This is a genomic window from Achromobacter insuavis, assembly GCF_902859645.1.
GTDB lineage: Bacteria > Pseudomonadota > Gammaproteobacteria > Burkholderiales > Burkholderiaceae_B > Achromobacter > Achromobacter insuavis.
On the sequence record NZ_CADIJR010000011.1, the window covers coordinates 32,720 to 58,657 of the forward strand.

The window sequence follows — 25,938 nt, forward strand, 5'->3', positions numbered from 1 at the left end:
ACCGAATTTCGATGTCATTGGTGTTCGTGATATTCACGGGTTCAAATGCCGGTTTTTATTTTCGGAGCGGTCGGTTTCGTTCATTTACTTCTCAGTGCCGGGTCGTGGCTTTTGGGGTATGGGTCTCGCCTACGGCGGGAGGTGCGCAACCGTTGTACGACACCAGAGTCGCGGAATAACTTTGATTCTTATTGGCGGCGGGCTAAAGCCACAGTCCCGCATTTGCATGGCATTCGAGAGCAAGTAAATGGACCAATTGGTAGATCGATTTTTTAGTGATTCCAACGTACAGCGCTTAACGGCATCCACAGCTACTTGGGAGCCGCTTCGGATTTGCTATCCAAAGGAAGTAAATGTCTCGCGCTTTATCGCGTGGTTACTGGATCCGACTGAGGGGCACGGACTTGGCGACTTGGCTATCCAGTCGCTTTTGGTCCGAGCATGGGTGCAGAGCGATCAAGCAAATCTAGATCTACCGACCCGTCGGTTCCTATCTCCGGCCAACATACAGACCGAAGGGTTTTCGGCTTCCATGGTGACTACCGAGGTAGAACTCGCAGGTCGATATCTAGATATCCTTGTGGTTGATCCAGGGCGCAACCGTTACGTAGCAATTGAAAATAAATTCGGTGCACACCAATCCGTGGGGCAGTTGAAAGACTACCGTAGAGCTTTGGAAAAATTATTCCCGAAATATCGCGGGGTATACATTTTTCTTGACTCAAATGAAGCTAACCCTAAGGATGATCAGTGGATTCCCATCGGATATGATTGGTTAGCGGAATTTTTGCATGAAGCAGAGGCCAGAGAAGCGACAGCTGATCATGTGCGCGTTGCACTGTCGCAGTTTCGCAGCGTGATTGAGGAGGAGGCGGACGAGGCTGTGGCTGAGACGGCTTATGGTCGACTGGTAACCGAAGTCGCTAGCACGCACACAGATGTAATCGGGCTGATGGCGGATTGGGCTGCAGATTCTAGAAAGGGGGCTAGAGCGTACATGCTCTCGCAATTGATCAAGGATGCTGATACTCTGCACGGGAAGGCCCGGCTTCGTCTCTTTCAACTTTACTGGCGGCGTACTTCAGTATGGGATGATTGCATTCGCGAGATGCAGTTCGCTCCGTTCATTCATGCCATGCGAGCAGAACACGCCGATCTCATTGTTAATACCAAGCGCGTGAGAATATCGGTTTCTTTGCGAAAATGGCAACCGTTGGTGGAGATGGATGCACGTTACCTTCCCGCGGGCGTTACTGTCTGGCGAACAGGGGAATCATTCAAGGTGATCACTTTCATTCAATTGAATGATGTGCGCGTCGATCTGCGTGAGGGGGTATTGAAAATCGCGGCCGAAGCGCGCTTAGAGAACGGGATAAACCGGAGGGTTCATGATGAGCAATCGTTTGTAGCGTTGCGTCGTCGAAAAGATCTTGGCTTGGAACGAGCGATTGAAGATGCGGCTTCCCAATTGCATTATTTGCAGAGCATTCTTCCCATCTCACGCTGAGCATAAGCGTTTCGTTGGAGAATTGAGCCGTGTCGATTGAAAATGGTTGAATGCGGCTACTCCGCCGCGCTTCTCCCGGGCGATGGGCGCACGGAGCGTTGCGCGATTCTGATGATGCGCTATCGGTATTGAATGCTACGGGCATCAGTGTTGCGCGTTGCCATACTCGACCACGGCGATATTACAGAATGCACGAACCAGCGCCAGCCGCGGCGATCCGCGCGACCAGATCAGGCCGAAGCGGCGCGGCTCGCAGGGCTCGGGTAGCGGCAGGGCGAGCAGGCCGAGCCGTTCGATCGCGCCGTTGGTGGAACGCGGCAGGATCGCCACGCCCAGGTCGCGGCTGACCATCACCGCGATCGATTCGATGGCGTTCAGCTCGAACCGTTCGCGCGGTGTGATGCCGACGCGCCGCAGGTAATCGTCGATGTGTTGGCCGCCCCAGTCGCTGCGCTGGTAGCGGATGAACGGCTCCGCCGTCAGCAGGCTGTGCGGGTGGCGCCCGGCATGGCGCGGCGCCGCCGCCAGCACGTAAGGTTCTTCGCGCAGCAACTGCCAGCCCAGGCTCTTGGACAGCGGGTAGGGCGCTTCCAGCGCGATGGCGGCGTCCAGTTCACCGCTTTCGATGGCGGGGTAGAAGCGCGCCGAATGGCCAGGCTGGATCTCGACGTTGATCAAAGGATGGCGCCGCACCAGGTGTTCCAGGATGGCCGGCACCATCGAATTCAGCGCCGTGTTGCCGGCGCCCAGCCGCAGCTCGCCCATCATCTCGTCGGAGCGCGCCAGGTAGCGGATCTTCTCGATCCGCTCCAGCACCTCGCGCATCGGGCCGATCAGCTCGGTGGCCTTGGCAGTCAGGTGTACGGTGCGGCCGGCGCGCGCCACCAGCGCCACGCCCAGCTCCTGCTCCAGCTTGCGGATCTGCTGCGCTACCGCGCCGTGGGTCAGCCCCAGGCGGCGGGCGGCCTCGGCCATGGAGCCATGGCGCGCCACGGCGGCCAGCGTGTGCAGGAAGTCGGTGTTCATGATGATAGATATTCTATCGTCTTATCGTAATTTGGCTGTCCCCGGCCGGGTGTCTCCAGCGCCACAATGCCCCCAGGAGACATCAATGAGAAGCAAGCTTTTCGTCCCGGCCTCGCGTCCGGAACTGTTCGACAAGGCCCTGGTCAGCGCGGCCGATGCGCTGTCCTTCGACCTGGAGGACGCGGTCGCGCCGCCCCGCAAGCAGGAAGCCCGCGCCGCTTTGGCCGCCTGGCTGGGCGCGTCCGCGTTCGCCACGGCCAATGCGCAACATCCCAAGAAAATTATCGTCCGCGTCAACGCCGCGGACACCCCCGACTATCCCGCCGACCTGGCTGCGCTGCGCGGCCTGCCCATCGACGTGCTGAACCTGCCCAAGGTCGAAAGCGCCGCCGCGTTGCGCGCCGCGATCGACGAGGCCATGGAAGCGGGCTTCGCCGGTGAATTCCTGGTCACCGTCGAAACCCCGCGGGCGCTGGCCGACGCCGCGCAACTGGCCGCGGCCCATCCCCGCGTTGCCGGCTTGCAGTTGGGCCTGGCCGACCTGTTCGAGCCGCTCGGCATCGAGCGCTACCAGCCCGACACGCTGCGCATGGTGATGCTGTCGCTGCGCCTGGCCGCGGGGTGCGCCGGCAAGTACGCCATGGACGCGGCCTATGCCCGCGTGCGCGACGCCGACGGCTTTCGGGCCGAGGCGCAACTGGCGCGCTCGCTCGGGTTCCTGGGCAAGTCGTGCGTGCATCCCAGCCAGATCGCCATCGCCAACGAGGTGTTCGGTTTCAACGCCGAAGAGGTCGCGCAGGCCGAGCGCATCGTGTCCGCCAGCCGCGAGCATGACGGCGTCGGCGCCTTCCTGCTCGACGGCAAGATGATCGACGCCCCGTTCGTGCGCCGCGCCCAGGACGTGCTGCTGGCCGCCGGCCGGGTAGCGTGAGGCCGGTCCCGACACCGACAATGAGTGAATTCCCCATGCAACAAGCATCCCCCGCCGACCTGCCGCTGGCCGGCATCAAGGTCCTGGACCTGAGCGCCTATATCGCCGGCCCCTATGGTTGCGCCCTGCTGGGCGACATGGGCGCCGACGTCATCAAGGTCGAGCCGCCCGAAGGCGACAACCTGCGCAAATACCCGTCGACGCTGGCCAGCGAAAGCCGCGCCTTCCTGGGCATCAACCGCAACAAGCGCGGCCTGTGCCTGAACCTGAAGGAAGCCGCCGGCCACGAGATCCTGCTGCGCCTGGTGCGCGAGGCCGACGTGCTGGTCCACAACTTCCGGCCCGGCGTGCCCGAGCGCCTGCGCATCGACTTCGCCACGCTGTCGGCGGTCAACCCGCGCCTGGTCTATTGCGCCATGACTGGTTATGGCGCGGTCGGCCCGATGGCGCGCCACGCCGGCTACGACCAGGTGCTGCAGTCCATGACCGGCATGTGCGCGGCCCAGGCCAAGGCCGACGGTCCGCCCGAGGTGCTGTACGGCTCGGTGGTCGATTACTACGGCGCCGCGCTGATCTCGAACAGCGTGGCGGCGGCCCTCTACCGCCGCGAGAAGACCGGACGCGGCCAGGCGATCGAAGTCTCGTTGCTGGGCAGCGCGCTGGCGATGCAGTCGGCCCGCCTGGTGTGGGCCGACGGCGAATCGCGTCACATCGAGCGCGACATGCGCTCGGGCGGCATCACCGGCATCCATCCCACCCGCGACGGCCACCTGTACCTGTCGGCCAATACGCCGCATTTCTGGCGCGCGCTGTGCGGCCACCTCGACCTGCCTGAGTTGGCCGAACACCCCGACTACGACTCCGTCAAGAAGCGCGCGGCGCAGGCCGCCGTGCTGGTGCCGCGGGTGCGCCAGGCGCTGTCGCGCGCATCGGCGCGCGAATGGGCCGAGCGCTTTGGGCAGAGCGTGCCTTGCGCCGAAGTGCGCCCGGTCGAGGACATGTTCGACCATCCCCAGGTCGAGGCCATGGGACTCATGCGTCCGTACCACAACCCGCAGGCCGGCGATTACCTCGGCCTGGCGCAATGGGCCCATTTCGGCGACGCCGCGCAAACGCCCGTCGGCGAGCCCGGGGCAGGGCACGGCGACTCCGGAGCGGGACGCGGCGAGTCTGGGACGCGGCGCGGCGCGCCCGGCCTGGGCGAACACAGCGAAAAAATTCTGTCCACCCTGGGATACACCGCGTCCGAAATCGACCGACTGCGGCAATCCTCGGTGGTGCAATAGCCAGCAAAACGATCACAAGACTCGTCCGAGACAGAACGAGGAGACAAAAAATGCGTCCACGCTACCAGCAGCGTCCCGAAGGCTCCAACTGGGGTGATTTCGGCGACGACGACCAGCTCGGCACCCTGAACCACCTGGACCGCCAGGCGCGCCTGGCCGCCGTCGCGGAAATCCGGGAAGGGCTGTCTTTTTCCCTGAGCCTGCCATTGACGGTGCCGCGCGCGCCCGTGCTCAACCCGCGGCGCAAGGGCCCGGTAATCCAGCCCGCCGAGAAGAACGGCGTGCCGGTCTACCGCTATCCCCTGGCACGCGACGTGCCGGGCGCCACCGACGTCGTCAGCGACGACCGCGTCACGCTGTCGCCGCAGTACTCCACGCAATGGGACGCCCTGGGCCACGTCGGCGCGATGTACGACGCCCACGGCACCGGCCAGCCGCAGCCCACCGGCTACAACGGGTTTACCGTCAGCGAACCGCGCGCCGACGGCTTCACCGGCACGCAGGACCTGTCCATCGCGCCCATGGCGCGGCACGGCATCCAGGGCCGCGGCGTCATGGTCGACCTGCGCGCCCGCTTCGGCGACGCGCATCGCAAGGTCTCGTACCAGGACCTGATGGACGTGATGCAGGCCGACGGCGTGCAGGCGCGTCCCGGCGACATCCTGTGCCTGCACACCGGCCTGGCCGACCTGGCGCTCACCCTGGGCGACGACGAACAGGAACGGCTCAAGACCAGCTGCTGCGTGCTGGACGGCGCCGACGCGCAATTGCTCGCCTGGATCAAGGACAGCCGCATCGCCGCCATCGCCGCCGACAATCACGCGGTGGAACTGCGCAACCATCACCTGGAATCGGGCAGCGGGCCGCTCTTGCCGCTGCACGAACAATGCCTGTTCAAGCTGGGCCTGCCGCTCGGCGAACTCTGGCACCTGACCCCGCTGGCGCACTGGCTGCGCCAGCATGGCCGCCACGCCTTCTTCCTGACCGCCGCACCGATGTACGTGCCCGGCCTGGTGGGCGCGCCGGTCAACCCCATCGCGACCGTCTGACCTCGGGCGGATCGCGCCACGATCCTTGATCGATTCAACATCCCCGCAGGGGAGACGTGAGGAGCACACATGAAGAAAACCCGTCACGCGGCCCTGGCCGCATTGCGTCCCGTGGCCGCCGCGTTGGGCCTGGCCTGCACCCTGGGCGCGGCCCAGGCCGCCGGCTACCCCGACCAGCCCATCACCGTGGTGGTGCCGTACTCGGCCGGCGGCGGCGCCGACAACGCCGCCCGCATCATCGCGCAAGGCATGGGTGAAGTCGCCGGCCAAAGCGTCGTCATCGAGAACAAGGGCGGCGCCAGCGGCTCCATCGGCGCCGCCTACGTGGCCCGCGCCAAACCCGACGGCTACACCGTGCTGTACGACGCCTCCGCGTTCTCCATCAACCCCGTGCTGCGCAAGCTGCCCTACGACGCCAAGAAGGACTTCATTCCCGTCTCGCAGGCCGTCAGCGTGCCCAACATCCTGGTCGCCGCCACCGGCTCGGCCTTCAACAGCCTGCCGGACTTCATCAAGGCCGCGCGCGCCAATCCCGGCCGCTACACGTATGCCTCGTATGGCCCGGGCAGCCTGGCGCAGATGGCCGCCGAACTGCTCAAGAAGGATGCCCAGATCGACGTCGTGCACGTCCCGTACAAGGGCGGCGCGCCGGCCATCGTCGACGTCATGGGCGGGCAGGTCGACGTCTACTTCGCCAACGCCGCGTCCAGCCTGAACTACGTCAGCACCGGCAAGCTCAAGGCGCTGGCCGTCTCGTCGGCCGCGCGCATGCCCGACCTGCCCAACGTGCCCACGGTCAGCGAAGGCGGCGTCAAGGCCTTCGATGTCGTCGAATGGAACGGCTTCTTCCTGCCCGCGGGCGCCGACCCGCAAGTCGTCGCCAAGTTGCAGGACCTGGTGCAGAAGGCGCTGGCCCGCCCCGAAACCCGCGACAAGCTCGCCAAGCTCGGCCTGACCCCGGTCGGCAGCAGCGCGGCGGACTTCGCCAAGTTCGTCGACGCCGAGCAGGTCCGCTGGGCCGAGGTCGTGAAAACCAATAACATCACCGTGAACTGATCGGAAGGGGCGGGCAGCGCCGTTGCCCGCCCCGCCGATGCAAGCCCCCAAGGAGATGCCGCAATGAGCCGGGAAGACGATTTCGAGCGCGGCCTGGCCAACCGCCGCGCCGTGCTGGGAGAAGAATGGGTGCAGCGCTCGCTGGACCGCGCCACCACCTTCACCGCCGACTACCAGAACCTGATCACCCGCTACGCCTGGCACGACATCTGGAGCCGTCCTGGCCTGCCGCACAAGGCGCGGCGCATGATGGTGCTGGCGGTGACCCTGTCGCTGGGCCGCTGGGAGGAATTCGAGCTGCACGTGCGCGCCGCCCTGACGGCGAAGGACGAATCGCGGCTGAGTCCGGATGAACTGAAGGAAGTGCTGCTGCAGAACGCGATCTACGCGGGCGTGCCGGCGGCGAATACCGCGTTCAACCTGGCGCAGGGAATTCTGCGCGAGGTGGCGGAGGAGATCGGGTATGTGCTGGCGCCGGCGCAGGCGCGGCAGGCGGATCTGTTTGGAGACGGCGGCAAGTGAGCCTGGCATGGCGGGCGCATCGGTGACGCCTGCAATGACCGGAGAAAAGGGGCCTGCGTCCCGCGCGGACGGCCCCCACGACGCACAATGTCCCATTAATCGCGCCGTTCTGTCTCAGCGCGCGGTATTTGCGTTTCTTATCTCGATCATCCGTGTAAATTCGCCCACGCTTTCACGCTCCAGACGGTCGCCACGGCGCGACCGGCCGCGATGAAGCGTTCCGCAATTCGACTGATGCTCAAGATCATCCATGCTCGCAAAACTACGTCGCAAGGCAGGCTGCGCTCTCTTTCTCTCCCTCGGCATCGGCGCCGCGCTCGCAAGCGGGGCGGGGAACGAGCCGGATCCCGCGATCACGGACCCGCATTTTCAGCTGGCGCCGGGCTATCTGCCAAAAGAGCGGCTGCCCGACAGCCTGGAACTGCTCGGGCCGCCGCCCGCCGCGGCCAGCGCGGCGCTGGCGCGCGATGAAGAGGCCAGGGCGGCGACCGTGCCCCTGCGCAATTCCGCGCGCGCCACGCTGGCCCGCCTGGATGCGGATCTGCAGTTTCCGCAACCGGCCCGCAGTTTCTCGTGCGCCATGGGCTTTGCCATCACCGAAGTGCAGACCCCGCACCTGTACCGGCTGATGCAGAAAGTGCTTACCGATGCCGGACTGTCCACTTACGGCGTCAAGAACACCTACAACCGCGCGCGGCCGTTCGTGGTCCACGATGAAGGCACGTGCTTTCCGGAACAGGAACCGCTGTTGCGCAAGGATGGTTCATACCCGTCGGGGCACACGGCGGCGGGCTGGGCCTGGGCGCTGGTGCTGGCCGAAGTCAATCCCGAGCGCGCCAATCGCCTGCTGCGACGCGGCCTGGAGTTCGGGCAAAGCCGGGTCATCTGCAACGCGCATTGGCAAAGCGACGTGGACGCCGGCCGCACGATGGGCGCGGCCACGGTGGCGCTGCTGCGTGACAACGCCGAGTTCGTGGCGGACCTGAATGGCGCGCGCCAGGAGGTGCGGGCGATGCAGGTCGCCGGGTCGGCGCCGGGCCTGGATTGTGCGGCGGAGGAAGCGGCGCTGTCGCAACCGCGATGACGCGTTCTCCCCTTATCACGCTGCCGCATCGAGACACCATGAAATCCTTTTTCGCCGCCCTGATTGCCCCGAGTCTGGCGCTGGGCCTATGCCAGGCCGCGTTCGCCGATGGCGCCCTGCCGATCAGCCCATTGATGGACAAGTCATCGCGCTCGTCCGCGCAGTGGCAATTCAACGCCAGCCCCTACGCCTGGGCGTCAGGCATCCGCGGGACGGTGGGCCAGTTCGGCCAGCCAGCGACCCGCCTGGACTCCAGCTTCAGCGACGTGATGAGCGAGCTGGACCTGGCTTTCATGGGGGCGATGGAGGCGCGCTATCAGCGCTTCTCGTTGGTCGCGGATGTCATGTACGCGCAGCTCTCCGCCGGCGGCAGCATCGGGCGCGGCGTGCTCGGCAGGCGCGTCGATGTCACGTCCAAGTCCTTCTCCGGCTTCTTCGGGGCGGGGTACGAAGTGCTCGGGGGCGATCAGGGGCACCTTGACGTCATCGGCGGCGGACGGCTCTGGTACGCGAGCACCAGGCTCTCCGTGAAAGGCGGCCTGCTGGATGGCCGTGGCGAACGCGACAGCGCCACCTGGATCGACGCGGTCGCCGGCCTGCGGGGGCAGTATGCCCTGAGCGACCACTGGTACCTGACCGGCTGGGGCGTGGTGGGCGCGGGGCAGGCCAAGCTCGACTGGGACGCGACGGCCGCGGTGGCCTATCAGTTCAAGTCAGACCTGGCGGCGGTGCTGGGATACCGCGCGCTGGGCGTCAACTTCAATCGGAATGGCTTTGTCTACAACGTCATCCAGCAGGGGCCTATCCTGGGGCTGTCCTACCGGTTTTGAGTCCGCGCGGCGTTTGAGCGGCTCACGGCCGGCTGTGCGCGGAAAAATGGCTGGACAGCGCGTTGTCGCCGTCGGTGGCGGGCGGACAACCCCGCCGGCCGCTGTCGCTGGCCTCGTCTGGCGCCAGACCAAAGCGCGCAATGAATGACTTGCGAAATCGCGCCATGTCCCGAAAACCGAAATGCGCCGCGATCTGGCTCGCCGGTTGCGCGGCGTGGCGCGGATCGACCAGGCGGGCATAGGCCGCATCCAGCCGCTTGCGCTTGATGACGTGGGCAACGCCGCCCAGGTCGGCAAAGACGCGGTAGAGATGCGCGCGCGACACCCGGAACCGTTGCATCAGCCGCTCCGGGCCGAGATCGGGCTGCGTCAATTGATGGTCGATATAGTCCAGCACGCGCATGCGCAATGCCTGGCCCAGCACCGAGGTCGGCGAATGCTCGACAGGCGCCGCGGTGACCAGGCCCGCGGAAAGCAGCGTGCCCAGCGCCTCCAGCGCCGCGGCGTCTTCGCTCGCGGAGAGCTGGCCCGAGACCGCGTGGAAGCCGCAAAGGTAATCCTTGAGCAGGCGCGTCATGGGATTGCCCGCCTGCAGCACCAGTCCGTGAAGGTCGCGCGCGCCCAGCGCCTGGTTGATACCGGCCCGGGGAACCGTCATCGCCAGGCGTTGCCCGGCGTCCACCTGGCAGTGGTAGGCGCGCGCCAGGTCGATGAAGCAGATGCCTCCCGGGCCCGCCACCACATCGCGGCCGTCGAAATCCCCATGTATGGAGCCCGCGACCACGACATGCACCAGATAATGGTCCAGCCCGCTGCGGGCGATCGTCGGCCGGTCGCGCTTGTAGCGCTGCGCATTGAAGGTCGTGGCGCCCAGCGTCAACCCACCCAGGTGGCGGATGCGCATGGTGCCCTCGAGCGTGGCCCCCTTGTCGCTGGAGACCACGGTCGTGTCGCAGAACGGGCGCGTCACCTCGCGCCAGTAATCATTACGAAGCGAGGGGGCAATGCCATCGGTGGAAATGAACGCTTCCAGGCAGGTCATGGTGACGTTTTACTCCAAATCGGGCGCGTCGAAGCCTAGGGCGAGACGCGTTGCGGCTCCGGAAAGCGCCAGCGGCCGTCCAGGATCGCCTGGCCCGGCTGATACAGCCTGACGGTGTAGTTCCAGCCCGCCATCGTGGGCAGGCAGTTCGGGATCTTGCCGTCGCAGCCGCCGAACTGGATGGCGATCGAGCCATCGGCGCTTTTCTTGGCGGTCAGGTTGTTCAACGAGTAGGCGCCATACGGGTTCTTTTCGAAGTAGCCTTGCGCGTTGTAGACGCTGACCGACCAGAAGCTGTCGACGGGCACCTGGCCGACCGTGAGCCGATAGATGGTCTTGCCATCATTGTCGGGCACGGCCCCGCCGAGATAGGTGGCGTCCTTGGCGGGGTTTCCGCCCCAGCCCGTGGCGGTGCCGATCAAGTGCTGGATGGGGTCGACGCTGTCCTTAGTGCCGAACGCGCGGTTGTAGTTGGGCACCGTCGAACCCAGCACCAGCAGCGCATCGCGAACGGTCTTCTGGCTGGCCGCGTCCCACTTCGGCACCACGAATTCGCCCGTGCGGACCTGGTCGACGGCGATGGCGTCCTGCAGCGCATGCACCTGGCGGATATCCTCGGGCGAGGCGGGATCGACCAGCGTGCGGATCGCCACGAAGACATAGCGGGTGCCAATCGCCTCCTTGCTCAGGGTATGGCGGCCGGCGCCGTAGAAGACAGCCGGCACGTAATGGTTCTGGTCGACCACCTGCATCGACATGAAGCGCTTGCCGGTCTTGGGCAGGGTGATGGTCACCGGGCCGGCATCCAGGTCGAACACGGCGCTTGAATACAGCGTGTCCCGGTTCATGCGGATGACATTCTGCGCGTCGATCGAAACCGGCTCGCGGCTATGGACGAACCGCCCGAAGCTGCCATCGGCCACGATTTTCGCCATGTACAGGTCGGTCTCGGCCCGCACGAAATTGTCGACGCCCACCGGGATGGCGGCATCGGGAGAGGACTGCGCGTGGGCGGCGCCGGCAATGGCCATCGTCAGGACAACGAGGCGGGAGGCGGAGGTGCGTGACATTGAGGTCCTTCGATCATAGGGGCTTGATGCCGCATTCCAAAGCGCTTACGCGCTGCTCGCGCGTGGCTTGCCTGGGCTGCGGGAGGGTCGAGGCGGACTGTACAAGAACGGTCCGCGGCGGGCTTGCCATTTGGTGCCAAAAAAGCGCATGCGCGCCGGCCCGTCCCGCCACCGAGGCTTCGGGTCAGGCGCGATGGCGCAGCGCCGCCCGGAAGCGCGCGGGGTTCTGCCCGGTCCATCGTTTGAACGCGCGCGTGAAATGCGAGGGATCGCTGTAGCCGATCATGTAGGCGATTTCCGTGGCGGAATAGCGGTGTTGCCCCATGAGCCGCAGCGCCTCGCATCGGCGCGTCTCGTCGTGCAAGGCGTCGAAATCGACGCCGCTGGATTTGAGGCGTCGTTGCAGCGTGCGCGGCGACAGGCCGATGGTCCTGGCGATCCAGGCGAGTCTGGCCTTGTCCTGATCGGACATATGCGTGGCGAGCAGGCTCGCCGTATTGATCGCGCATTCCAGCGCCGCGGTGATCTTGCTGGCATCGTCCTTCAATGTGCGCAGGGGGCTGTCGAGCAGATCGCGATCGAATTCGATCATGTCATGCTCGGCGCCGGTCACGATGTTCGGCCCCAGGCTCGTCTCCAGGGCGTCGTCGCCCCGTGTCCGGGGCGTTTTCAGATGCACCCGTATGGCCGAGGCGTTGCCGGCCATGAGGGGAATCTTCCGCAGCACGGCCAGGCTGCCGAGAATGAACTGCCGCGGATCCGCGTCGAGCCGGCCGGTGAAGCTGTGAACCAGCCGGGTGCTGCGGCCCTCCGTGACGATGCGGACCCTGCCGCCCTGGTGCAGCATTTCCGCATTGTTGGCGGCCATGGCGCACGCTTGCGCGATATTGGCCGAACGCAAGACCAGGTGGCCCCATGCCCCGAGCGAACGCAGTTCGGTCAACTGCCCCACATGGGCGCCGCCGAACGGGTCCTGCGTAATGCGGGCCATTTCATTCGCGATGTGGAAGCAGGCCTGTCGGGGCAGCCAGATATCGGGGTTCTGGAAAATGTTCGGCGAGATGCCCAGACGCTTGAAGAACTCGAGCGGGGACACGCCTCGACTGGCGAGGTAAGGGGCCATCTGCAGGAAACTGCGCAGCTTGATGGATGGCGCGTAGGGCGGTGCGGGTTCGGACACGGAACAGGAATGGCCGGCTTGAGAGGGAATTCCCGGCCGAATTTACCCCGAGGTCTTCCGCCCTGAGCGCATGACCTGGCCCGGTGAGACGAATCGCCGCAAATGATGAGACATTTGGCGCGGTGGCCGCGTGGAGCCTTCACGGCATTGTGGCGTCGGGAGGCCGTTTCCCGCCCGACGCCGTTCAGCGGGCCGTCTGCCGAATCATTTCGCCGAGAATTTATACGCCGTCCGCCCATCCGGCGTGAACGTATACGTGACGTACATCGGAATCGTCCGGGCGCAGGCCTCGAAATTCCATGCCTCCCGCGCCGATCCCGAGATCAGCGCGGTGCCGGCGGCGTTGGCGCGGATGTCGTCGGACTTGCTGACCAGCGCGACAGCCACGGATTTCGGCGTCTCCTTGCAGCCGCTGGTGATGGACAGCAAGGGCACCAGCTTTTCCAGCACGTAGGGGGGATCGGTGGTGAGCGGTTCTCCCTTGACCGGAATGCCCCTGACGTCTTGCCGATACGTGGTCGGGGCGGCGCAGGCGGCCAGCAGGACGAGGGGAAGAACCAGGGCGGAACGGCGCAGCCGGGGGGCAGACAGGGCGGGTTTCGGATTGGGCATTGTTATCGGGGGATCCTCTATCGACTTGGTTTCGGCGGTTCCATCGCAGGCGGTGGCAGCGCCCGCTGATAGTGAAACGAATATACCGGATCAGTATCCGGGCGCTGATCGGCAGGCATCACGCAATACCGAATCACCACCGGCTCCATTCAGCACGCGATGCCCCTTGTGTTCCCGCGTTGCGCCGGCGCGGATCCGCCGGTAACTATAATCCCCCCTCGATCCTCGCTTTGACGGCATTTCCCGCCGTGTCTCATGTCTGCCACGCCCCTACGCGTGCTGTCCGTCATCCCGCCGATGACGCAGCTCAATACGCCATACCCGTCCACCGCCTACCTGACCGGCTTCCTGCGCTCCCGCGGCGTCACGGCCACGCAGGAAGACCTGGCGTTGGCGCTGGTCTTGCGCCTGCTGTCGCCCGACGGCCTGCGCGCCGTGGCGGCCAGGGTGGATGCGTTGCCGCTGGACAAGCACACTCCCGCGATCCAGGCCTTCGTCGCCATGCAGCCGCGCTACCTGGCCACCATCGCCCCGGTGATCGCCTTCCTGCAAGGGCGCGACTCGACGCTGGCCCACCGCATCGTTGGCCGTAACTTCCTGCCTGAAGGCCCGCGCTTCGCTTCGCTGGATGTGTACATGGACGACGAGGGCGGCGACCCGTTGGGCTGGGCCTTCGGCGCCCTGGGCTTGCAGGACCGCGCCAAGCACCTGGCCACGCTGTACCTGAACGACCTGGCCGACGTGCTGCGCGACGCCATCGACCCGCGTTTTGAATTCGTGCGCTACGCCGAATCGCTGGCCGGCAGCCAGCCGACCTTCGACCCGTTGGCCGAAGCGCTGGCCGCGCCGCTGAACCTGGTCGACGACACCCTGCGCGACCTGACCCTGGAAGCGTTGGCGCGCCACCAGCCCACCATGGTGCTGCTGTCGGTGCCATTCCCCGGCGCCGTCTACGCCGCCTTCCGCATCGCCCAGGCCATCAAGGCGCAAGACCCCAGGATCATCACCGTGCTGGGCGGCGGCTTCGTCAACACCGAGCTGCGCGAACTGAAAGATCCGCGCGTCTTCGACTATTTCGACTTCGTCAGCCTCGACGCCGGCGAGCGCCCCTTGCTGGCGCTGATGGAACACGTCGAAGGCAAGCGCTCGCGCCAGCGCCTGGTGCGCACCTTCCTGCGCGACGCCGACAGCGGCGCGGTGCGCTACGTCAACCTGGTCGAGCCCGACGTCGCCTTCGCCGAAGTCGGCACGCCCACCTGGGACGGCCTGCCGCTGGATCGCTACCTGTCGCTGCTGGACATGCTCAACCCCATGCACCGCCTGTGGAGCGACGGCCGCTGGAACAAGCTGACCGTGGCGCACGGCTGTTACTGGAAGAAGTGCAGCTTCTGTGATGTGAGCCTGGACTACATCGGCCGCTACGAAGGCGCCTCGGCCACCGTGCTGGCCGACCGCATCGAGGCCATCGTGCAGGAAACCGGGCAGACCGGTTTTCATTTCGTCGACGAGGCCGCGCCGCCCAAGTCCCTCAAGGCCCTGGCCACGGAACTGATCGCGCGCAACGCCGGCATCTCGTGGTGGGGCAACATCCGCTTCGAGAAGACCTTCACCCCCGAGCTGTGCGAACTGCTGGCCGACAGCGGCTGCATCGCCGTCTCGGGCGGCCTGGAAGTCGCCTCGGACCGCCTGCTGAACCTGATGAAGAAGGGCGTGTCGGTCGACCAGGTGGCGCGCGTGACCCGCGCCTTCACCGACGCCGGCATCCTGGTGCACGCCTACCTGATGTACGGCTTTCCCACGCAGACCGTGCAGGACACCGTCGACGCGCTGGAATACGTGCGCCAGCTGTTCGAAAACGGCTGTATCCAGAGCGGGTTCTTCCACCGCTTCGCCTGTACGGTGCATTCCCCGGTGGGGCTGAACCCCGAGGAATACGGCGTGACGCTGCGGCCGCTGCCGGACGTGACGTTCGCCAAGAACGACATCGGCTTCGACGACCCGACCGGGGTGGATCACGATGCGCTGGGACGGGCGTTGAAGAAGGCGATCTACAACTACATGCACGGGATCGGGCTGGACGAGGACGTGCGTAGCTGGTTTCCGTTCAAGGTGCCTAAGACGACGGTGGGGCGGCATCGGATTGCGAAGGCGTTGAGCCAGCACGCATAGGGCGTTTGCCGGCCGGGCCGGGCTTTGCCGTCCCGTGCCGACGCGCCGTGAAGCCACGGATACCGAGCCATCGCCACGGCCCGGTATCCGTCGGGTATCGACGCCCCGCCAGCCGTCTAGAAGTCCACCGACGCCGACAGCATCACCGAGCGCGGCGATCCCAGGCGCAGATAGCCCTCGGACGCCGACGACCAGTAGTCCTTGCCGAACACGTTGTTGACCGTGGCGCGCAGCGTCACGGGATGGTCGAACGCGCGCGTCGCATAGCGCACGCCCAGGTCCCAGCGCGTCCAGCCGGGGATGCGGCGGGTGTTTTCCAGATTCTGGTATTGCCAGCTGGTCGACAGCGCGCGGGCGCTCAGCGTCACCCCGGGCGCAAACGACGGATCCCATTCCATGCCGATGTTGGCCATCCAGCGCGGCACGCCTACGGCGCTGTTGCCTTCGGTGTCGGCGCTGGCGGTGCGCGTCATCTTCGGCTGGATATACGTCACGCCGCCCAGTAGCCGCACGCCCGGCGCGAGTTCGCCGAACGCATTCAGCTCCACCCCGCGATTGCGTTGCTCGCCGCTGACGTCATAGCGCGTCACGCCGCCACTGAACGTGGTCAGCCCGGCGGGCTGCTTGATCTGGAACAGGCCCAAGGTGGTCGTCACCGAGCCGAAGTCCACTTTCACGCCGGCCTCGACCTGCTTGGTCTTGATCGGCGCGAAGATCTCGCCCGCGTTGGACGTGCCGGCCGGGGCGATGGGGCCGGTGGTCAGGCCTTCGATGTAGTTGGCGTACAGCGAGACATGGTCCCACGGCTTGACCACCAGGCCGAACGCCGGCGTCACCGCCGACTTGTCGTAGTGCGAGGTCTCCTTGCCCGTCACATAGCTGTAGTTGGTGGCCTTCACCGTCTGGTGGCGCACGCCGGCGGTGAGCTGCACGCGGTCGTCGGCGAACGACAGCGTGTCGGCCAGCGCGATCGTGGGCAGCTTCAGCAGCGAGGTGCGCGGCGGCGAACTCGACAGGCCGTCGATGGACGGCTTGGGAATTTCCACCGGGTCGTAAAGGTTGGACGGCGACATGCCGAAGATGTAGTAGTCGTAATAGCCGGCGCGCTGCTCGAACGTGGAATAGCTCAGGCTCACCTCGTGCTTGACCGGCCCGGTATTGAAATTGCCGCGCGCGCCCCACACCGACGATGTGTTCTGCTCGAAGCTGGGCCAGTAATACGGCCGCATCAGCAGTTCGCCGCCCTGGCCGACCACGATGGGATCGGCGTACAGGTAGCGGTTCTCGCTGCGCCGGTAGCCCACGCCGCCGAACACCGTCAGTTGCGGGGTGATATCGTATTCGGCGCGCAGCACGCCGTAGTTGTCGCGCGACCTGGAATAGCCCCAGTCAGGCGAATAGCCCTTTGACGCCTTGGGCGCGCGCGGCACCGGCAGGTTGTCGCCGAAGATCAGCACCCCGGAATCGCCCGGCGCGTCGATGTCATTGGTCTGGTGGCCCGCGTCCAGCGAAACGCGCAGCCGGTCGCCGCGGTAGTCCAGCGCCACCACGGCCGTGCCCAGTTGATTGGACTGGTTCTGCACCGCGGTGTCGCCATCGCGGTACGAGCCGTTGAAGCGGATGCCGAATTCGTTGTTCTCGCCAAAGCGCCGGCCCATGTCGATCATGCCGCCAAAACGCGAATCGGACTGGTAGGTCGCGGTCAGGCGCGTCAGGGGTTCGTCGCCGGCGCGCTTGGGCACCACGTTGATGCCGCCGCCGACGCTGCCGCGCGGGCTCATGCCGTTGAGCAGCGCGGTGGGGCCTTTCAGCACTTCCACCCGTTCCACCGCGTCCATCGCGATGGTGCGCAGCGGCAGCATGCCGTACAGCCCGTTGAACGACACGTCCTGGTTGCGCACCGGAAAGCCGCGGATCTGGAATTCGTCGCCGGTGCCGGCCACCGAGCCCTGGCCGTCGTTGACCGTGCGCACCGAGGCGTCATTGGCCAGCACGTCGGCGATGGAATTGGCTTGCTGGTTCCGGATCAGTTCGGACGTGTAGCTGGACAGGTTGAATGGCGTGTCCATCAGGTCGCGTTCCCCCAGCATCCCGACCCGGCCGCCGCGCGCCACCTGGCCGCCGGCGTAAGGCTCGGCCAATTGCGGGCGGCCCGTCACCTGCACCGGGGCCAGCGTGGTGACGGCGGGCCCCTGGCTGGGCGCGGTGACCGCATAGCCGCCGCCGGGCAGCGCCGCGCTGGACAGGCCCGTGCCGGCCAGCAATTGCGACAGGGCGTCCTGCACTGTCATCCGGCCCGTGACCGCAGGCGCGCGGTGCGCCGCCGTGGCGGAGCCTGCCGCCATAATCGGCGTGTTGGTCTGGCGCGATAGTGCGGTCAGCGCCGTGTTCAGCGGCTGCGCGGGCAGATCGATCGGGTAGCGTTGATCGGTCGCGGCCTGGGCCAGGGCCAGGGCGGGAAGGGCGGCCAGCGGCAAGCCGGCCGCGCTGGCCAGCGCCAGGGACAGGGCGGCGCGCAGGAATGCGGGCGCCATGCCTGGGGTATGCCGCATGCTTGCGGCCTGCGTCCGCGACGCCTTCTGCCTCGGGGCGGCCTGTCGGCAACGCGCGCCCGGACCCATACCAAATTGGTGCATTTCAACTCCGTCTATCGAGAGAATCGTCGCCCTGCTGGGCGGCCTATCGATACAGAAGACGGACGAGGCGCGGAAACGGAGACACCCCGCGCGAAAAAAATCAGCGCAGGCGCAATTCGACATCGCCGTTGGGACGGGTTGCCGCCTGCAGCGGCAGGATGGCCTCCAGCAACTGGGCGGCGTTGCCGGCGTCCGCGCTACGGAACCGGCCCGTCAACCGCAAGGCGCTGACCGCCGGGTCGGCCGCTTTCAGGGGGTGATTCCGGAACGCGTTGATCGCGGGCAAGGCCTCGTCCAGTCGCTGGTTGTCGAACCACAACCAGCCGTTGCGCCACGCCGCCACGCTTTCCGGGTCGATGCGCCGCACGGCGTCGACCTCGCCATTGCGCCAGCTGACGGCCGCCGGCGCGCGCAGGTCCACGGTCGGACCGCCGCGCGACAGCGTGTACCAGCGCGCATCGCGCGGCGCCGGTAGAAAGCGGACATGGCCTTCTTCCACCGCGACCGACACCGGTCCGCCCCGGTCGCTGACCGTGAACACCGTGCCCACCACTTCCACGTCGCCGCCCCGGGTGCGCACCCGGAACGGCCGGTCAGCGTCCGGCATCACCGTGAACAGGGCTTCACCATGGCTCAATTGCACCACCCGTTCGTGGCGGTAGAGGCTGACCGACAGCCGCGTCTGCGGACTCAGGTCGATGCGCGTCCCCAGCCCGCCGCCATCGGCCTGGTCGGGCACCTGGGCCTGCGACAGTTGGCCCGGGCCGGTCTCGTAGGACGCCTGATACAACGGCCGGCGCCAGGCCCAGCCCGTGCCCAGCAGAGCCGTACAGGCGCCCGCCGCGCCCAGCCCGAGCAGCGTGCGGCGTGACAGCCCGGGGGCCTTTGCGGCCGGGTTGTCTTCCTGGAAATGCTCGCGCATGTCCGGCGCCACCCTGGCCAGCAATTGCCAGCGCCGTTGGGCCTCCAGGTAGGCCAGCTCATGCACCGGCGCCCGCTGCCGCCAGGCCGTCAGCCGGGACGCCGCCAGGCGGGCGGCGCGCGCCGTGGCGATCTCGGACGTGGCAATCAGGCCTAGCGCATGCTCGACAAGCGTTTCGTCGGGGCCGTCCCGCATCATCTCAGTTGCCATCGTCCGTCACTGGTTCGGATGCCGCGGGTGCGCAGGCGCCGGCCGGCCCCAGGTCCAGGTGCAGATGGCGCAACGCGCGAGCGCAATCGAGGGTTCCGCGCACCAGGTGTTTGGCCACCGCCGCCTCGGTAATGCCCAGCTGCTGCGCGATTTCGGCGCGGCTGTAGCCATAGGCGCGGAACAGCACGAAGGCCTGCATCCGGCGCGGCGGCAGCGACGCCAGCACCGCGGCCACGCGCTCCACGATCTGGCGCTGCGACACCAGCAGCTCGGATGACGGCGCCGTCAGCTCCGCCTGCAGCGGCGCATGCTCGCTCAACCAGGCCTGCGCCACCTTGCGGCGGCGCGCTTCATCGATGCAAAGATTGTGGGCAATGCGAAACAGCAGCCCGCGCGACGACTCCACGCCCGGGCTCTCGTCCGGACGGCGGCTCAGGCTGCTGGCGTAGGCGCGCTCGAAGCTGGACTGCGCGATATCCGCGGCGTCATCGGAATTGCGCAGCTGATAGGTCAGGTGCCGATACAGGTCCCGGTAGTGGCTGAGCAGCTCGTCGACGAACTCGCGCAGCGTCGTGGCTGGGGTGGTCCGCTTGGTGGCGTGGGGCGGGGAGGGCGCTGACATCGGGCAAGGAGAACGCCGCCCCGGCCAGCGGAGCGAGAAGGATTTTGTAAGAATGATTCGTATTATGGTTTGTTTGCGGGCGGTCGTGCAAGCGGGCGTTTACCCGGGTGGCGCGGCGCGGATCACGGGCAGCGTTGCCTGCCGTCAAATCCTTCCCGGCGTTTGAATTCCCCCGGCCCCACGCCAAACTCCTTCCGGAACGCCGCCGCGAAGTGGCTGGGATTCGAATACCCCAGGTCGAACGCCACCTCCATCACCGTCACCTTGCCCGCCCGCAGCCGCTGCTGCGCCTCGCGCATCCGCGTCTGCTGGAACAGGCCATAGACGCTGTGCCCAAACAGCTCGCGGAACCCGCGTTTGATGCGCATGGCGCTCAAGCCCGTCTCCGCGGCCATCTGCGCCAGCGTGGGCGGGTGGGCGAGGTCGGCCAGCAGATAGTCGCGCGCCGCCATCAGGCGTTGCCGTTGCGGCGTGGCGGTATTGGCGCGGCGCAGGTCCGCGTGGCCGGTTTCGAGAAACAGGCCGGTGAGCATCATGGCCTGCGCTTCGCGGATCAGCCGCGCGCCGGGCGTGTCGCAGGCGGGCGTGCGCAGGTGCTTCAACTCGCGGCTGATGGCCAGCGCGGCTTGATGCAGCTTTTCGCCGCGGTAGCCGGTGCGAAAGCAGCTGCCGGAGTCCAGTGAGCGCCGCAGCGGCGCGTCCTCTTCGTCCTCGATCCACGTGCGCAGCACGTCCGGCCGCAGCGCAACGGTCAGACTCTCGCACACCCCCTGTTGGACAAAGCGTCCGCGACGATCCGGCGTGTAGTACACGCAGCCGGACGTTTCCCTGACGGCCTCGCCCTGTCCGGCGACGCTGCCTTCCAGCCAGCAATCGGTATCGCCGCGCAGTTGATACGACAGCAATACACGGCCGCCGTCGTCACGCGTGTGTACGGTGAACGGCTGCTCGAACGCGCTTTGCCAGTGGCACAGCTCGATGCCTTCCGCCACTTGCACGTAGACCAACCGGTGCCGTTGTCCCGGCAGGAAGTGCGCCAGGAAGTCCGTGTCGAACATCGAGGACGTGGGCAAGTCGGGCAGGGCGGAAGGGGCGGCGTGGCGCGGCATGTCGGGGTGGGTCTTCATAAAGCGGTGCCGGGGAACCGTTTCGGGGGCTGCGACCCGATCCGGGTAGTTAAAGGAATGAGACGCAATATTAAATGGAGCGGCTTCAAAGCAATGTCCATACATCGCGCCGGCGACACGCGCCGGGTCTCGGGATGCATGCCATCAAACAAACGGACCACGCTCATGATCTTCCAATCCCGCGCCAGATGCGCATCGCCCCGGGTTCTTACTGTCGGATTTCATTTGCTGCTGTTGGCCTGGGCCCAGCCCGGCGCGGTGCTGGCGGCCGAAGCGGCCAAGGCGGGGAACGCGCCCACCTTGCCGTCCGTCGAGGTCGTCGGCATCCCGCAGGACGACGGCGTGGTGGCGCGCCGCTCCAGTTCCGCCACGTGCACCGACACGCCCCTGATCGAGACGCCGCAGTCCCTCTCGGTGGTCACCCGCGAGCAGATGGACGCGCGCAACGTGCGCTCGGTCAACGAGGCCTTCCGCTACGCGCCCGGCGTCGCCACCGAATCCTGGGGCGCCGTCACCGCCTATGACGACATGAGCATCCGCGGTTTCACCACGGACAACGGCCCCGTCGACACCTTCCTGGACGGCATGCGCCTGAGCCGCGGCATCGTCTTCGGCGGCCAGCAGGTCGATCCTTTCCTGCTCGAACGCATGGAAGTGCTGCGCGGTCCCGCCTCGGTGCTGTACGGCACCTCCACGCCCGGCGGCGTCATCGCCCTGACCAGCAAGCTGCCGCGCGAAGACGCCGTGCGCCTCATCGAACTGGAAGGCGGCACCAGCCGTTACCGTCGCGGTTCGTTCGACCTGGGCGGCAAGGCCGACGAACGCGGCACGCTGCTGTTCCGGGTCGTCGGCACCGCCATGAACAGCGACGGCCAGCTGGACGACACCTGGCTGCGCCGCCGCGCGGTCGCGCCCTCGCTCACCTGGCAACCCAGCGCCGCCACCCGCTTCACGCTGTACGCGCGCTACCAGGACGATCCCGGCCTGGGCATGATCTCGTCGGTGCCGGGCATCGGCAGCGTACTGCCCAACCCCCACGGCCAGCTGCCACCCCGCTTCAACGTGGGCGAGCCGGGCTACGACACATTCGCGCGCACCATCCGCGCCGTCGGCTACCAGTTCGACCAGCGGCTGGCGGACGACTGGTCGATGAGTTTGAACGGCCGCTACACCCGCGTCGACAGCGACTATGACGCCGTGGTCCTGGCCGCCTTGCAGCCGGACCTGCGCACCATCGACCGCCAGGTGCTGGGTTCCACCGAACGCTACAACAGCGTCACCCTGGACAACCAGCTGAAAGGGCGCTTCGCCACCGGCGCCGCGCGCCATGAACTGCTGGCCGGCCTGGTGTGGGAACAGATGCGCGGCGACGGCGACTACCGCACGACCTACAACGGCACCAAGCTGGACCTCTACAACCCCGTCTACGGCGCGCCGCAGCCCGTCCCGCCCACGGTCATGGACAAGGGCATGCGCTCGACGCTGACCGGCCTTTACGTGCAGGACCAGATCGCGCTGGGCAACTGGCACACCACCGTCGGCGTGCGCCAGGACTGGTCGACCATCGACGCCATCGACAGGCTATGGCACAGCGGCTTCACGCAGAAGGACCAGGCCACCACCGTGCGCGTCGGCACGCTGTATCGCTTCGGCAATGGCCTGGCGCCGTATGCGACCTACGCGCAGTCCTTCGAACCCGTGAACAGCCTGTCCGCCAGCGGCGAGCCGTTCAAGCCGACCCGGGGTGAGTTGTTCGAGACCGGCCTCAAGTACCAGCCGGAGAACTGGGACGCCCTGTTCTCCGCGGCGATCTACCACCTGACCCAGACCAACGTGCTGAGCGCCGACCCCGCCAACCCGCGCCTATCCGTGCAGTCGGGCGAAGTCCGCTCGCGCGGGCTGGAACTGGAAGCGCATGCGCGGCTGTCACCGCAGTGGAGCGTGATCGCGGCGTATACCTGGCAGAACGTCGAATACACCAAGGGCAATGCCAACGAAGTGGGCAGGACGCCGTCGCGCGTGCCGACGCGCTTTGGCGGCGTCTGGCTGGCGTGGGATGCGCCCTCCGGCCTGGGCGCGGCGCTCGGGGTGCGGCATAACGGCGGAAGCTGGGGCGGATACAAGACGCTGCAGGATTTCCGCGTGCCGGGATACACCTTGGTGGATGCGCAACTGCATTACGACCTGGGGCGGCAGGTGCCCAGCTTGAAAGGGACAAAGGTGCAGTTGAATGTGTCGAACTTGACGGACAAGCGGTATAGCGGGGGATGCTATGACCTGGATAACGGCTGCTTCGCGGGGGCGGGGAGGGTGGTCAGTTTGAAGGTGGGGTATCAGTGGTGAGGAGGGCGGGATAATGATTGGATGAATTAGCCGGCATCCGCGATCTAGTCTATATCCTTCACGAAGGCTAACTGGATTGGCAATCCACTAGAATCGGGTCGATCCTGAGTAAAGCAATCAATAGCGAGCGTTTTTGGCAGGCAGCATTTGATCGAATCCGACATCCATAACAGGAGGAGAAGACCATGGCCAATGGTGATGTGAGCAGATTGGCGGTGCTCATCGATGCGGACAATGCCTCGGCGAAGGTGATTCAAGATCTGCTTGGGGAAGTCTCTAAATACGGGACTGCGACGGTGAAGCGCGCATATGGAGACTGGACCACTTCAAATCTGGCCGGCTGGAAAGCTCAGCTACACCGGCACGCAGTCCAGCCCATTCAGCAATTCGCTTATACCTTCGGGAAGAACTCCACCGATTCCGCATTCATCATTGACGCCATGGACTTGCTGTACGCGGGTAACGTGGACGGGTTCGTATTGGTGTCCTCCGACAGCGACTTCACGCGGCTCGCGACCCGGCTGCGAGAGGCGGGTAAGGTGGTTTATGGGTTGGGCGAACGAAAGACGCCGTAGGCCTTCATCGCGGCCTGCGACAAGTTCATCTTCTTCGAGGTGTTGCATGACCTGCCGAAAGCCGATGCCGAAGCTGCTGAGAGCGGGGAGTTGAAGGTGTTGCTGGCCAGGGCCATTGAAAACACTGCCCGTGACAACGGATGGGCACCTTTGGGAGCGGTCGGGTCGTATATCGTCAAAAATAACGCGTCTTTTGATTCCCGCAATTATGGTTTTGCCAAGCTGGGCGGGCTCGTGCGTGCCCAACCTTATATCGAGATAAAAGAAGTCGGGGATCCATCCGTCATCACGGATATGCACATTCGGCTGAAACGAAAGTAAAGCAGAGAAGTCGGGCGTCGCTATGGCTTCGTGCTGTTCCTAGGATCAGGGGTATTTTTAGTTCAGGTAATATTTGCATACATTAACCTCGGGCCGATATATCCGTCCGAGGTGAGGTGGACCTGATCCATTCAATCCTTGGCTTAGAAGATCTTGGGGGCAGCATGGCACGCCGTAGCGGTTTCGGAGCATTTATCAGAGCAGCGGCGCGTGCGGCCGCTGCGTCCGAGCGAGAGCGTAATCGCGCTGCCCGGATGCAGCTTGCGTATGCCAGACAAGTCGAGCGCGAGGAACGCAGGGATACGGCGCAGCGTCATCGCGATGAGCGAAGACTGGCCGCGCAGCAGGCCCGGGAAGACCGCGAAGCCGAAAAGGCGCTGAAGGCGCAGTACCTTCTTGATCGGCAAGCCGAAACAGACGACCTCAATGCCGAATTGAGCGAACAGGTCGAGGCGTTGGAAGATATCCTTCCGCACACACTCAGGCGTGATGACGTCATTGACTTCGATAGCCTGCGGCATTTCGAGCCATTCGCACCTTTTGAGATCGCCGCAGAACTCCGGCCTGCGGAGCCGCCTCCGTTGATCACGGTTCCAGCTCCTTCGGGTTTGAAGCGGCTGATCCCTGGGGCCGGAAAAAGGCACCAACTGGCCAAGGAGAAGGCCAGGATACAGAACCAACAGCGGTTGGAATCGTTCGAGTTATGGGAAGAGGATAAGCGGGCACAGGTTGCCATGCTGCGTGACCAGTATCTCCAAAAAAAAACTGCATACGATGCCGAGATGGCACGGCGCAATGCTGAGGTCGACGAGTTTCAAGCGGCCTATCTGGCGCGCGAGGGTGATGCCGTCATTGCGTACAACGAGATGGTCTTGGTTCGCTCGGAATACCCCGAGGAAGGGTTTCCGCAGAAATTCCGAATGACCTATCTTGAAGAGAACGAGACGTTGGTTGTGGAGTATGAACTACCCCTTATATCCGTCGTGCCCACGGAGCTGGAGCATCGCTACGTCAAGACCCGAGACCAGATTGACACCAAAGCGCGAAAGCCCGCGGATATCAAGCGCTTATACCAAGGCGTCATAGCAGCGATAACGCTGCGAACCCTGCATGAATTGTTCGAAGCGGATCAAGCCGATGCGCTCGCGCTCGTGACCTTCAATGGCATCGTGGATACCATAGACCCATCCAACGGGCGGGAGGTCCGTGTTCCTGTCGTCTCCGTGAGGGCAGAGAAATCCGAGTTTCAAGAATTGCTTCTGGATCGTGTCGACATGATCGCCTGCTTGCGCAATCTGGGTGCACACGTGTCGAGCCGTCCCGAAGAACTGCAGGCTATCAAGCCGATCGTCGAGTTCGATATGGTCGACAAACGTTTCATCGAGCAAGGAGACGTACTCAGCGATCTGGAGTCGAGGCCTAATCTGCTGGACCTGACCCCTGGTGAATTTGAGGTGCTGGTGTCGAACCTGTTCAGCAGCATGGGACTGGATACCAAGCTCACCCGGGCGTCTCGGGATGGAGGCGTCGATGCCGTTGCCTTTGATACGCGCCCGATCCTGGGGGGGAAGGTCGTGATCCAGGCTAAACGGTATCGCGACACAGTTGGCGTGGCAGCGGTACGAGACCTTTTCGGCACGATGATGAACGAAGGCGCGACCAAAGGTATCCTCGTATGCACAAGCGGCTATGGGGTCGACGCCTACAAGTTCTCTCAGGACAAGCCCATTGAATTGATTGACGGGGGCGGGTTGCTGTATCTGCTTAGAGAGCATGCGGGTATCGAGGCAAAGATCCTTGTCTAGAGGGCAGGGAGCG

22 protein-coding genes are annotated in these 25,938 nt (G+C 65.5%); 13 read left to right on the forward strand and 9 right to left on the reverse strand.

The genetic code is table 11. The annotated features are described in order from the left end of the window. Nucleotides 1–247: 247 nt before the first annotated feature. Nucleotides 248–1,507, forward strand: coding sequence for a PDDEXK-like family protein (locus H0523_RS08595; RefSeq protein WP_082385508.1), 1,260 nt, complete (start codon nucleotides 248–250; stop codon nucleotides 1,505–1,507). A 144-nt stretch (nucleotides 1,508–1,651) separates the two neighbouring features. Here the strand turns inward: H0523_RS08595 and H0523_RS08600 are convergent, their stop codons facing one another. Next, nucleotides 1,652–2,533, reverse strand: a complete 882-nt coding sequence (locus tag H0523_RS08600; protein ID WP_054429760.1) for a LysR family transcriptional regulator — start codon at nucleotides 2,531–2,533, stop codon at nucleotides 1,652–1,654. A gap of 85 nt (nucleotides 2,534–2,618) precedes the next feature. On the opposite strand from H0523_RS08600, the gene H0523_RS08605 reads away from it, so the two are divergent. The 7 genes from H0523_RS08605 (at nucleotide 2,619) to H0523_RS08635 (ending at nucleotide 9,291) form a co-directional block, all read left to right on the forward strand. Beyond that, entirely contained in the window at nucleotides 2,619–3,464 is an 846-nt protein-coding gene (locus H0523_RS08605; RefSeq protein ID WP_054429759.1) for an HpcH/HpaI aldolase/citrate lyase family protein, read from the forward strand. A 35-nt stretch (nucleotides 3,465–3,499) separates the two neighbouring features. Beyond that, the gene (locus H0523_RS08610) at nucleotides 3,500–4,750 is read left to right on the forward strand and encodes a CaiB/BaiF CoA transferase family protein (RefSeq protein WP_054429758.1); all 1,251 of its coding nucleotides are present in this window, start codon (nucleotides 3,500–3,502) and stop codon (nucleotides 4,748–4,750) included. 50 nt (nucleotides 4,751–4,800) lie between these two features. Next, nucleotides 4,801–5,799 carry a cyclase family protein gene (locus H0523_RS08615; RefSeq protein WP_054429757.1) on the forward strand — a complete coding sequence of 333 codons (999 nt, stop codon included), beginning with the start codon at nucleotides 4,801–4,803 and terminating at the stop codon, nucleotides 5,797–5,799. 69 nt (nucleotides 5,800–5,868) lie between these two features. Beyond that, nucleotides 5,869–6,855 (forward strand): Bug family tripartite tricarboxylate transporter substrate binding protein, encoded by a 987-nt coding sequence (locus H0523_RS08620; protein WP_054429756.1) that lies wholly within the window; start codon nucleotides 5,869–5,871, stop codon nucleotides 6,853–6,855. A 63-nt stretch (nucleotides 6,856–6,918) separates the two neighbouring features. Further along, a complete protein-coding gene (locus H0523_RS08625) occupies nucleotides 6,919–7,377 on the forward strand; it encodes a carboxymuconolactone decarboxylase family protein (RefSeq protein ID WP_054429755.1) in 459 nt (152 codons plus the stop codon). 250 nt (nucleotides 7,378–7,627) lie between these two features. After that, nucleotides 7,628–8,461: an acid phosphatase gene (locus H0523_RS08630; protein WP_054429754.1), complete on the forward strand. Its 834-nt coding sequence runs from the start codon at nucleotides 7,628–7,630 to the stop codon at nucleotides 8,459–8,461. Nucleotides 8,462–8,499: 38 nt separating this feature from the next. Continuing rightward, nucleotides 8,500–9,291, forward strand: coding sequence for a hypothetical protein (locus tag H0523_RS08635; RefSeq protein ID WP_054460463.1), 792 nt, complete (start codon nucleotides 8,500–8,502; stop codon nucleotides 9,289–9,291). A 22-nt stretch (nucleotides 9,292–9,313) separates the two neighbouring features. On the opposite strand, the gene H0523_RS08640 is transcribed toward H0523_RS08635, so the two are convergent. From H0523_RS08640 to H0523_RS08655, 4 genes are all read right to left on the reverse strand, one after another. After that, complete coding sequence (locus tag H0523_RS08640) at nucleotides 9,314–10,333, reverse strand: AraC-like ligand-binding domain-containing protein (protein ID WP_054460460.1); 1,020 nt, start codon at nucleotides 10,331–10,333, stop codon at nucleotides 9,314–9,316. Between the two features lie 35 nt (nucleotides 10,334–10,368). Then, nucleotides 10,369–11,403: a DUF1254 domain-containing protein gene (locus H0523_RS08645; RefSeq protein ID WP_054429751.1), complete on the reverse strand. Its 1,035-nt coding sequence runs from the start codon at nucleotides 11,401–11,403 to the stop codon at nucleotides 10,369–10,371. 184 nt (nucleotides 11,404–11,587) lie between these two features. After that, entirely contained in the window at nucleotides 11,588–12,583 is a 996-nt protein-coding gene (locus H0523_RS08650; RefSeq protein ID WP_231689746.1) for an AraC family transcriptional regulator, read from the reverse strand. A 204-nt stretch (nucleotides 12,584–12,787) separates the two neighbouring features. After that, complete coding sequence (locus tag H0523_RS08655; protein WP_054429750.1) at nucleotides 12,788–13,195, reverse strand: hypothetical protein; 408 nt, start codon at nucleotides 13,193–13,195, stop codon at nucleotides 12,788–12,790. A 255-nt stretch (nucleotides 13,196–13,450) separates the two neighbouring features. Between H0523_RS08655 and H0523_RS08660 the strand changes: the two genes are divergently transcribed. After that, entirely contained in the window at nucleotides 13,451–15,364 is a 1,914-nt protein-coding gene (locus tag H0523_RS08660; protein WP_054429749.1) for a B12-binding domain-containing radical SAM protein, read from the forward strand. Between the two features lie 116 nt (nucleotides 15,365–15,480). Here H0523_RS08660 and H0523_RS08665 read toward each other — a convergent pair whose 3' ends face one another. From H0523_RS08665 to H0523_RS08680, 4 genes are all read right to left on the reverse strand, one after another. Further along, nucleotides 15,481–17,898: a TonB-dependent receptor gene (locus H0523_RS08665; protein WP_054429748.1), complete on the reverse strand. Its 2,418-nt coding sequence runs from the start codon at nucleotides 17,896–17,898 to the stop codon at nucleotides 15,481–15,483. 202 nt (nucleotides 17,899–18,100) lie between these two features. Further along, nucleotides 18,101–19,132: a FecR family protein gene (locus H0523_RS08670; RefSeq protein WP_082404377.1), complete on the reverse strand. Its 1,032-nt coding sequence runs from the start codon at nucleotides 19,130–19,132 to the stop codon at nucleotides 18,101–18,103. Continuing rightward, the gene (locus tag H0523_RS08675) at nucleotides 19,122–19,754 is read right to left on the reverse strand and encodes an RNA polymerase sigma factor (RefSeq protein WP_082404375.1); all 633 of its coding nucleotides are present in this window, start codon (nucleotides 19,752–19,754) and stop codon (nucleotides 19,122–19,124) included. The genes H0523_RS08670 and H0523_RS08675 overlap by 11 nt, the downstream gene beginning before the upstream one ends. Before the next feature lie 122 nt (nucleotides 19,755–19,876). Further along, nucleotides 19,877–20,863: a helix-turn-helix transcriptional regulator gene (locus H0523_RS08680; RefSeq protein WP_180180049.1), complete on the reverse strand. Its 987-nt coding sequence runs from the start codon at nucleotides 20,861–20,863 to the stop codon at nucleotides 19,877–19,879. Between the two features lie 243 nt (nucleotides 20,864–21,106). On the opposite strand from H0523_RS08680, the gene H0523_RS08685 reads away from it, so the two are divergent. The 4 genes from H0523_RS08685 to H0523_RS08695 all read left to right on the forward strand — a co-directional run bounded on the left by H0523_RS08685 (nucleotide 21,107) and on the right by H0523_RS08695 (nucleotide 25,925). Beyond that, a complete protein-coding gene (locus tag H0523_RS08685) occupies nucleotides 21,107–23,224 on the forward strand; it encodes a TonB-dependent siderophore receptor (protein ID WP_054429745.1) in 2,118 nt (705 codons plus the stop codon). Between the two features lie 185 nt (nucleotides 23,225–23,409). After that, a complete protein-coding gene (locus tag H0523_RS32230) occupies nucleotides 23,410–23,799 on the forward strand; it encodes an NYN domain-containing protein (RefSeq protein ID WP_231689745.1) in 390 nt (129 codons plus the stop codon). Between the two features lie 39 nt (nucleotides 23,800–23,838). Then, entirely contained in the window at nucleotides 23,839–24,120 is a 282-nt protein-coding gene (locus H0523_RS32235) for an OST-HTH/LOTUS domain-containing protein (RefSeq protein WP_231689744.1), read from the forward strand. Between the two features lie 116 nt (nucleotides 24,121–24,236). After that, on the forward strand, nucleotides 24,237–25,925 hold the full coding sequence (locus H0523_RS08695) for a restriction endonuclease (protein ID WP_231689743.1): 1,689 nt from the start codon (nucleotides 24,237–24,239) through the stop codon (nucleotides 25,923–25,925). Nucleotides 25,926–25,938 lie beyond the last annotated feature (13 nt).

Coding starts and splice junctions, on each gene's coding strand:
- H0523_RS08605 (WP_054429759.1), top strand. CDS start 2,619: ATGAGAAGCAAGCTTTTCGTCCCGGCCTCGCGTCCGGAACTGTTCGAC.
- H0523_RS08635 (WP_054460463.1), top strand. CDS start 8,500: ATGAAATCCTTTTTCGCCGCCCTGATTGCCCCGAGTCTGGCGCTGGGC.
- H0523_RS08615 (WP_054429757.1), top strand. CDS start 4,801: ATGCGTCCACGCTACCAGCAGCGTCCCGAAGGCTCCAACTGGGGTGAT.
- H0523_RS08660 (WP_054429749.1), top strand. CDS start 13,451: ATGTCTGCCACGCCCCTACGCGTGCTGTCCGTCATCCCGCCGATGACG.
- H0523_RS08600 (WP_054429760.1), bottom strand. CDS start 2,533: ATGAACACCGACTTCCTGCACACGCTGGCCGCCGTGGCGCGCCATGGC.
- H0523_RS08595 (WP_082385508.1), top strand. CDS start 248: ATGGACCAATTGGTAGATCGATTTTTTAGTGATTCCAACGTACAGCGC.
- H0523_RS08625 (WP_054429755.1), top strand. CDS start 6,919: ATGAGCCGGGAAGACGATTTCGAGCGCGGCCTGGCCAACCGCCGCGCC.
- H0523_RS08645 (WP_054429751.1), bottom strand. CDS start 11,403: ATGTCACGCACCTCCGCCTCCCGCCTCGTTGTCCTGACGATGGCCATT.
- H0523_RS08610 (WP_054429758.1), top strand. CDS start 3,500: ATGCAACAAGCATCCCCCGCCGACCTGCCGCTGGCCGGCATCAAGGTC.
- H0523_RS08655 (WP_054429750.1), bottom strand. CDS start 13,195: ATGCCCAATCCGAAACCCGCCCTGTCTGCCCCCCGGCTGCGCCGTTCC.
- H0523_RS08675 (WP_082404375.1), bottom strand. CDS start 19,754: ATGTCAGCGCCCTCCCCGCCCCACGCCACCAAGCGGACCACCCCAGCC.
- H0523_RS32230 (WP_231689745.1), top strand. CDS start 23,410: ATGGCCAATGGTGATGTGAGCAGATTGGCGGTGCTCATCGATGCGGAC.
- H0523_RS08680 (WP_180180049.1), bottom strand. CDS start 20,863: ATGCCGCGCCACGCCGCCCCTTCCGCCCTGCCCGACTTGCCCACGTCC.
- H0523_RS08670 (WP_082404377.1), bottom strand. CDS start 19,132: ATGGCAACTGAGATGATGCGGGACGGCCCCGACGAAACGCTTGTCGAG.
- H0523_RS08620 (WP_054429756.1), top strand. CDS start 5,869: ATGAAGAAAACCCGTCACGCGGCCCTGGCCGCATTGCGTCCCGTGGCC.
- H0523_RS08665 (WP_054429748.1), bottom strand. CDS start 17,898: ATGGCGCCCGCATTCCTGCGCGCCGCCCTGTCCCTGGCGCTGGCCAGC.
- H0523_RS08630 (WP_054429754.1), top strand. CDS start 7,628: ATGCTCGCAAAACTACGTCGCAAGGCAGGCTGCGCTCTCTTTCTCTCC.
- H0523_RS08640 (WP_054460460.1), bottom strand. CDS start 10,333: ATGACCTGCCTGGAAGCGTTCATTTCCACCGATGGCATTGCCCCCTCG.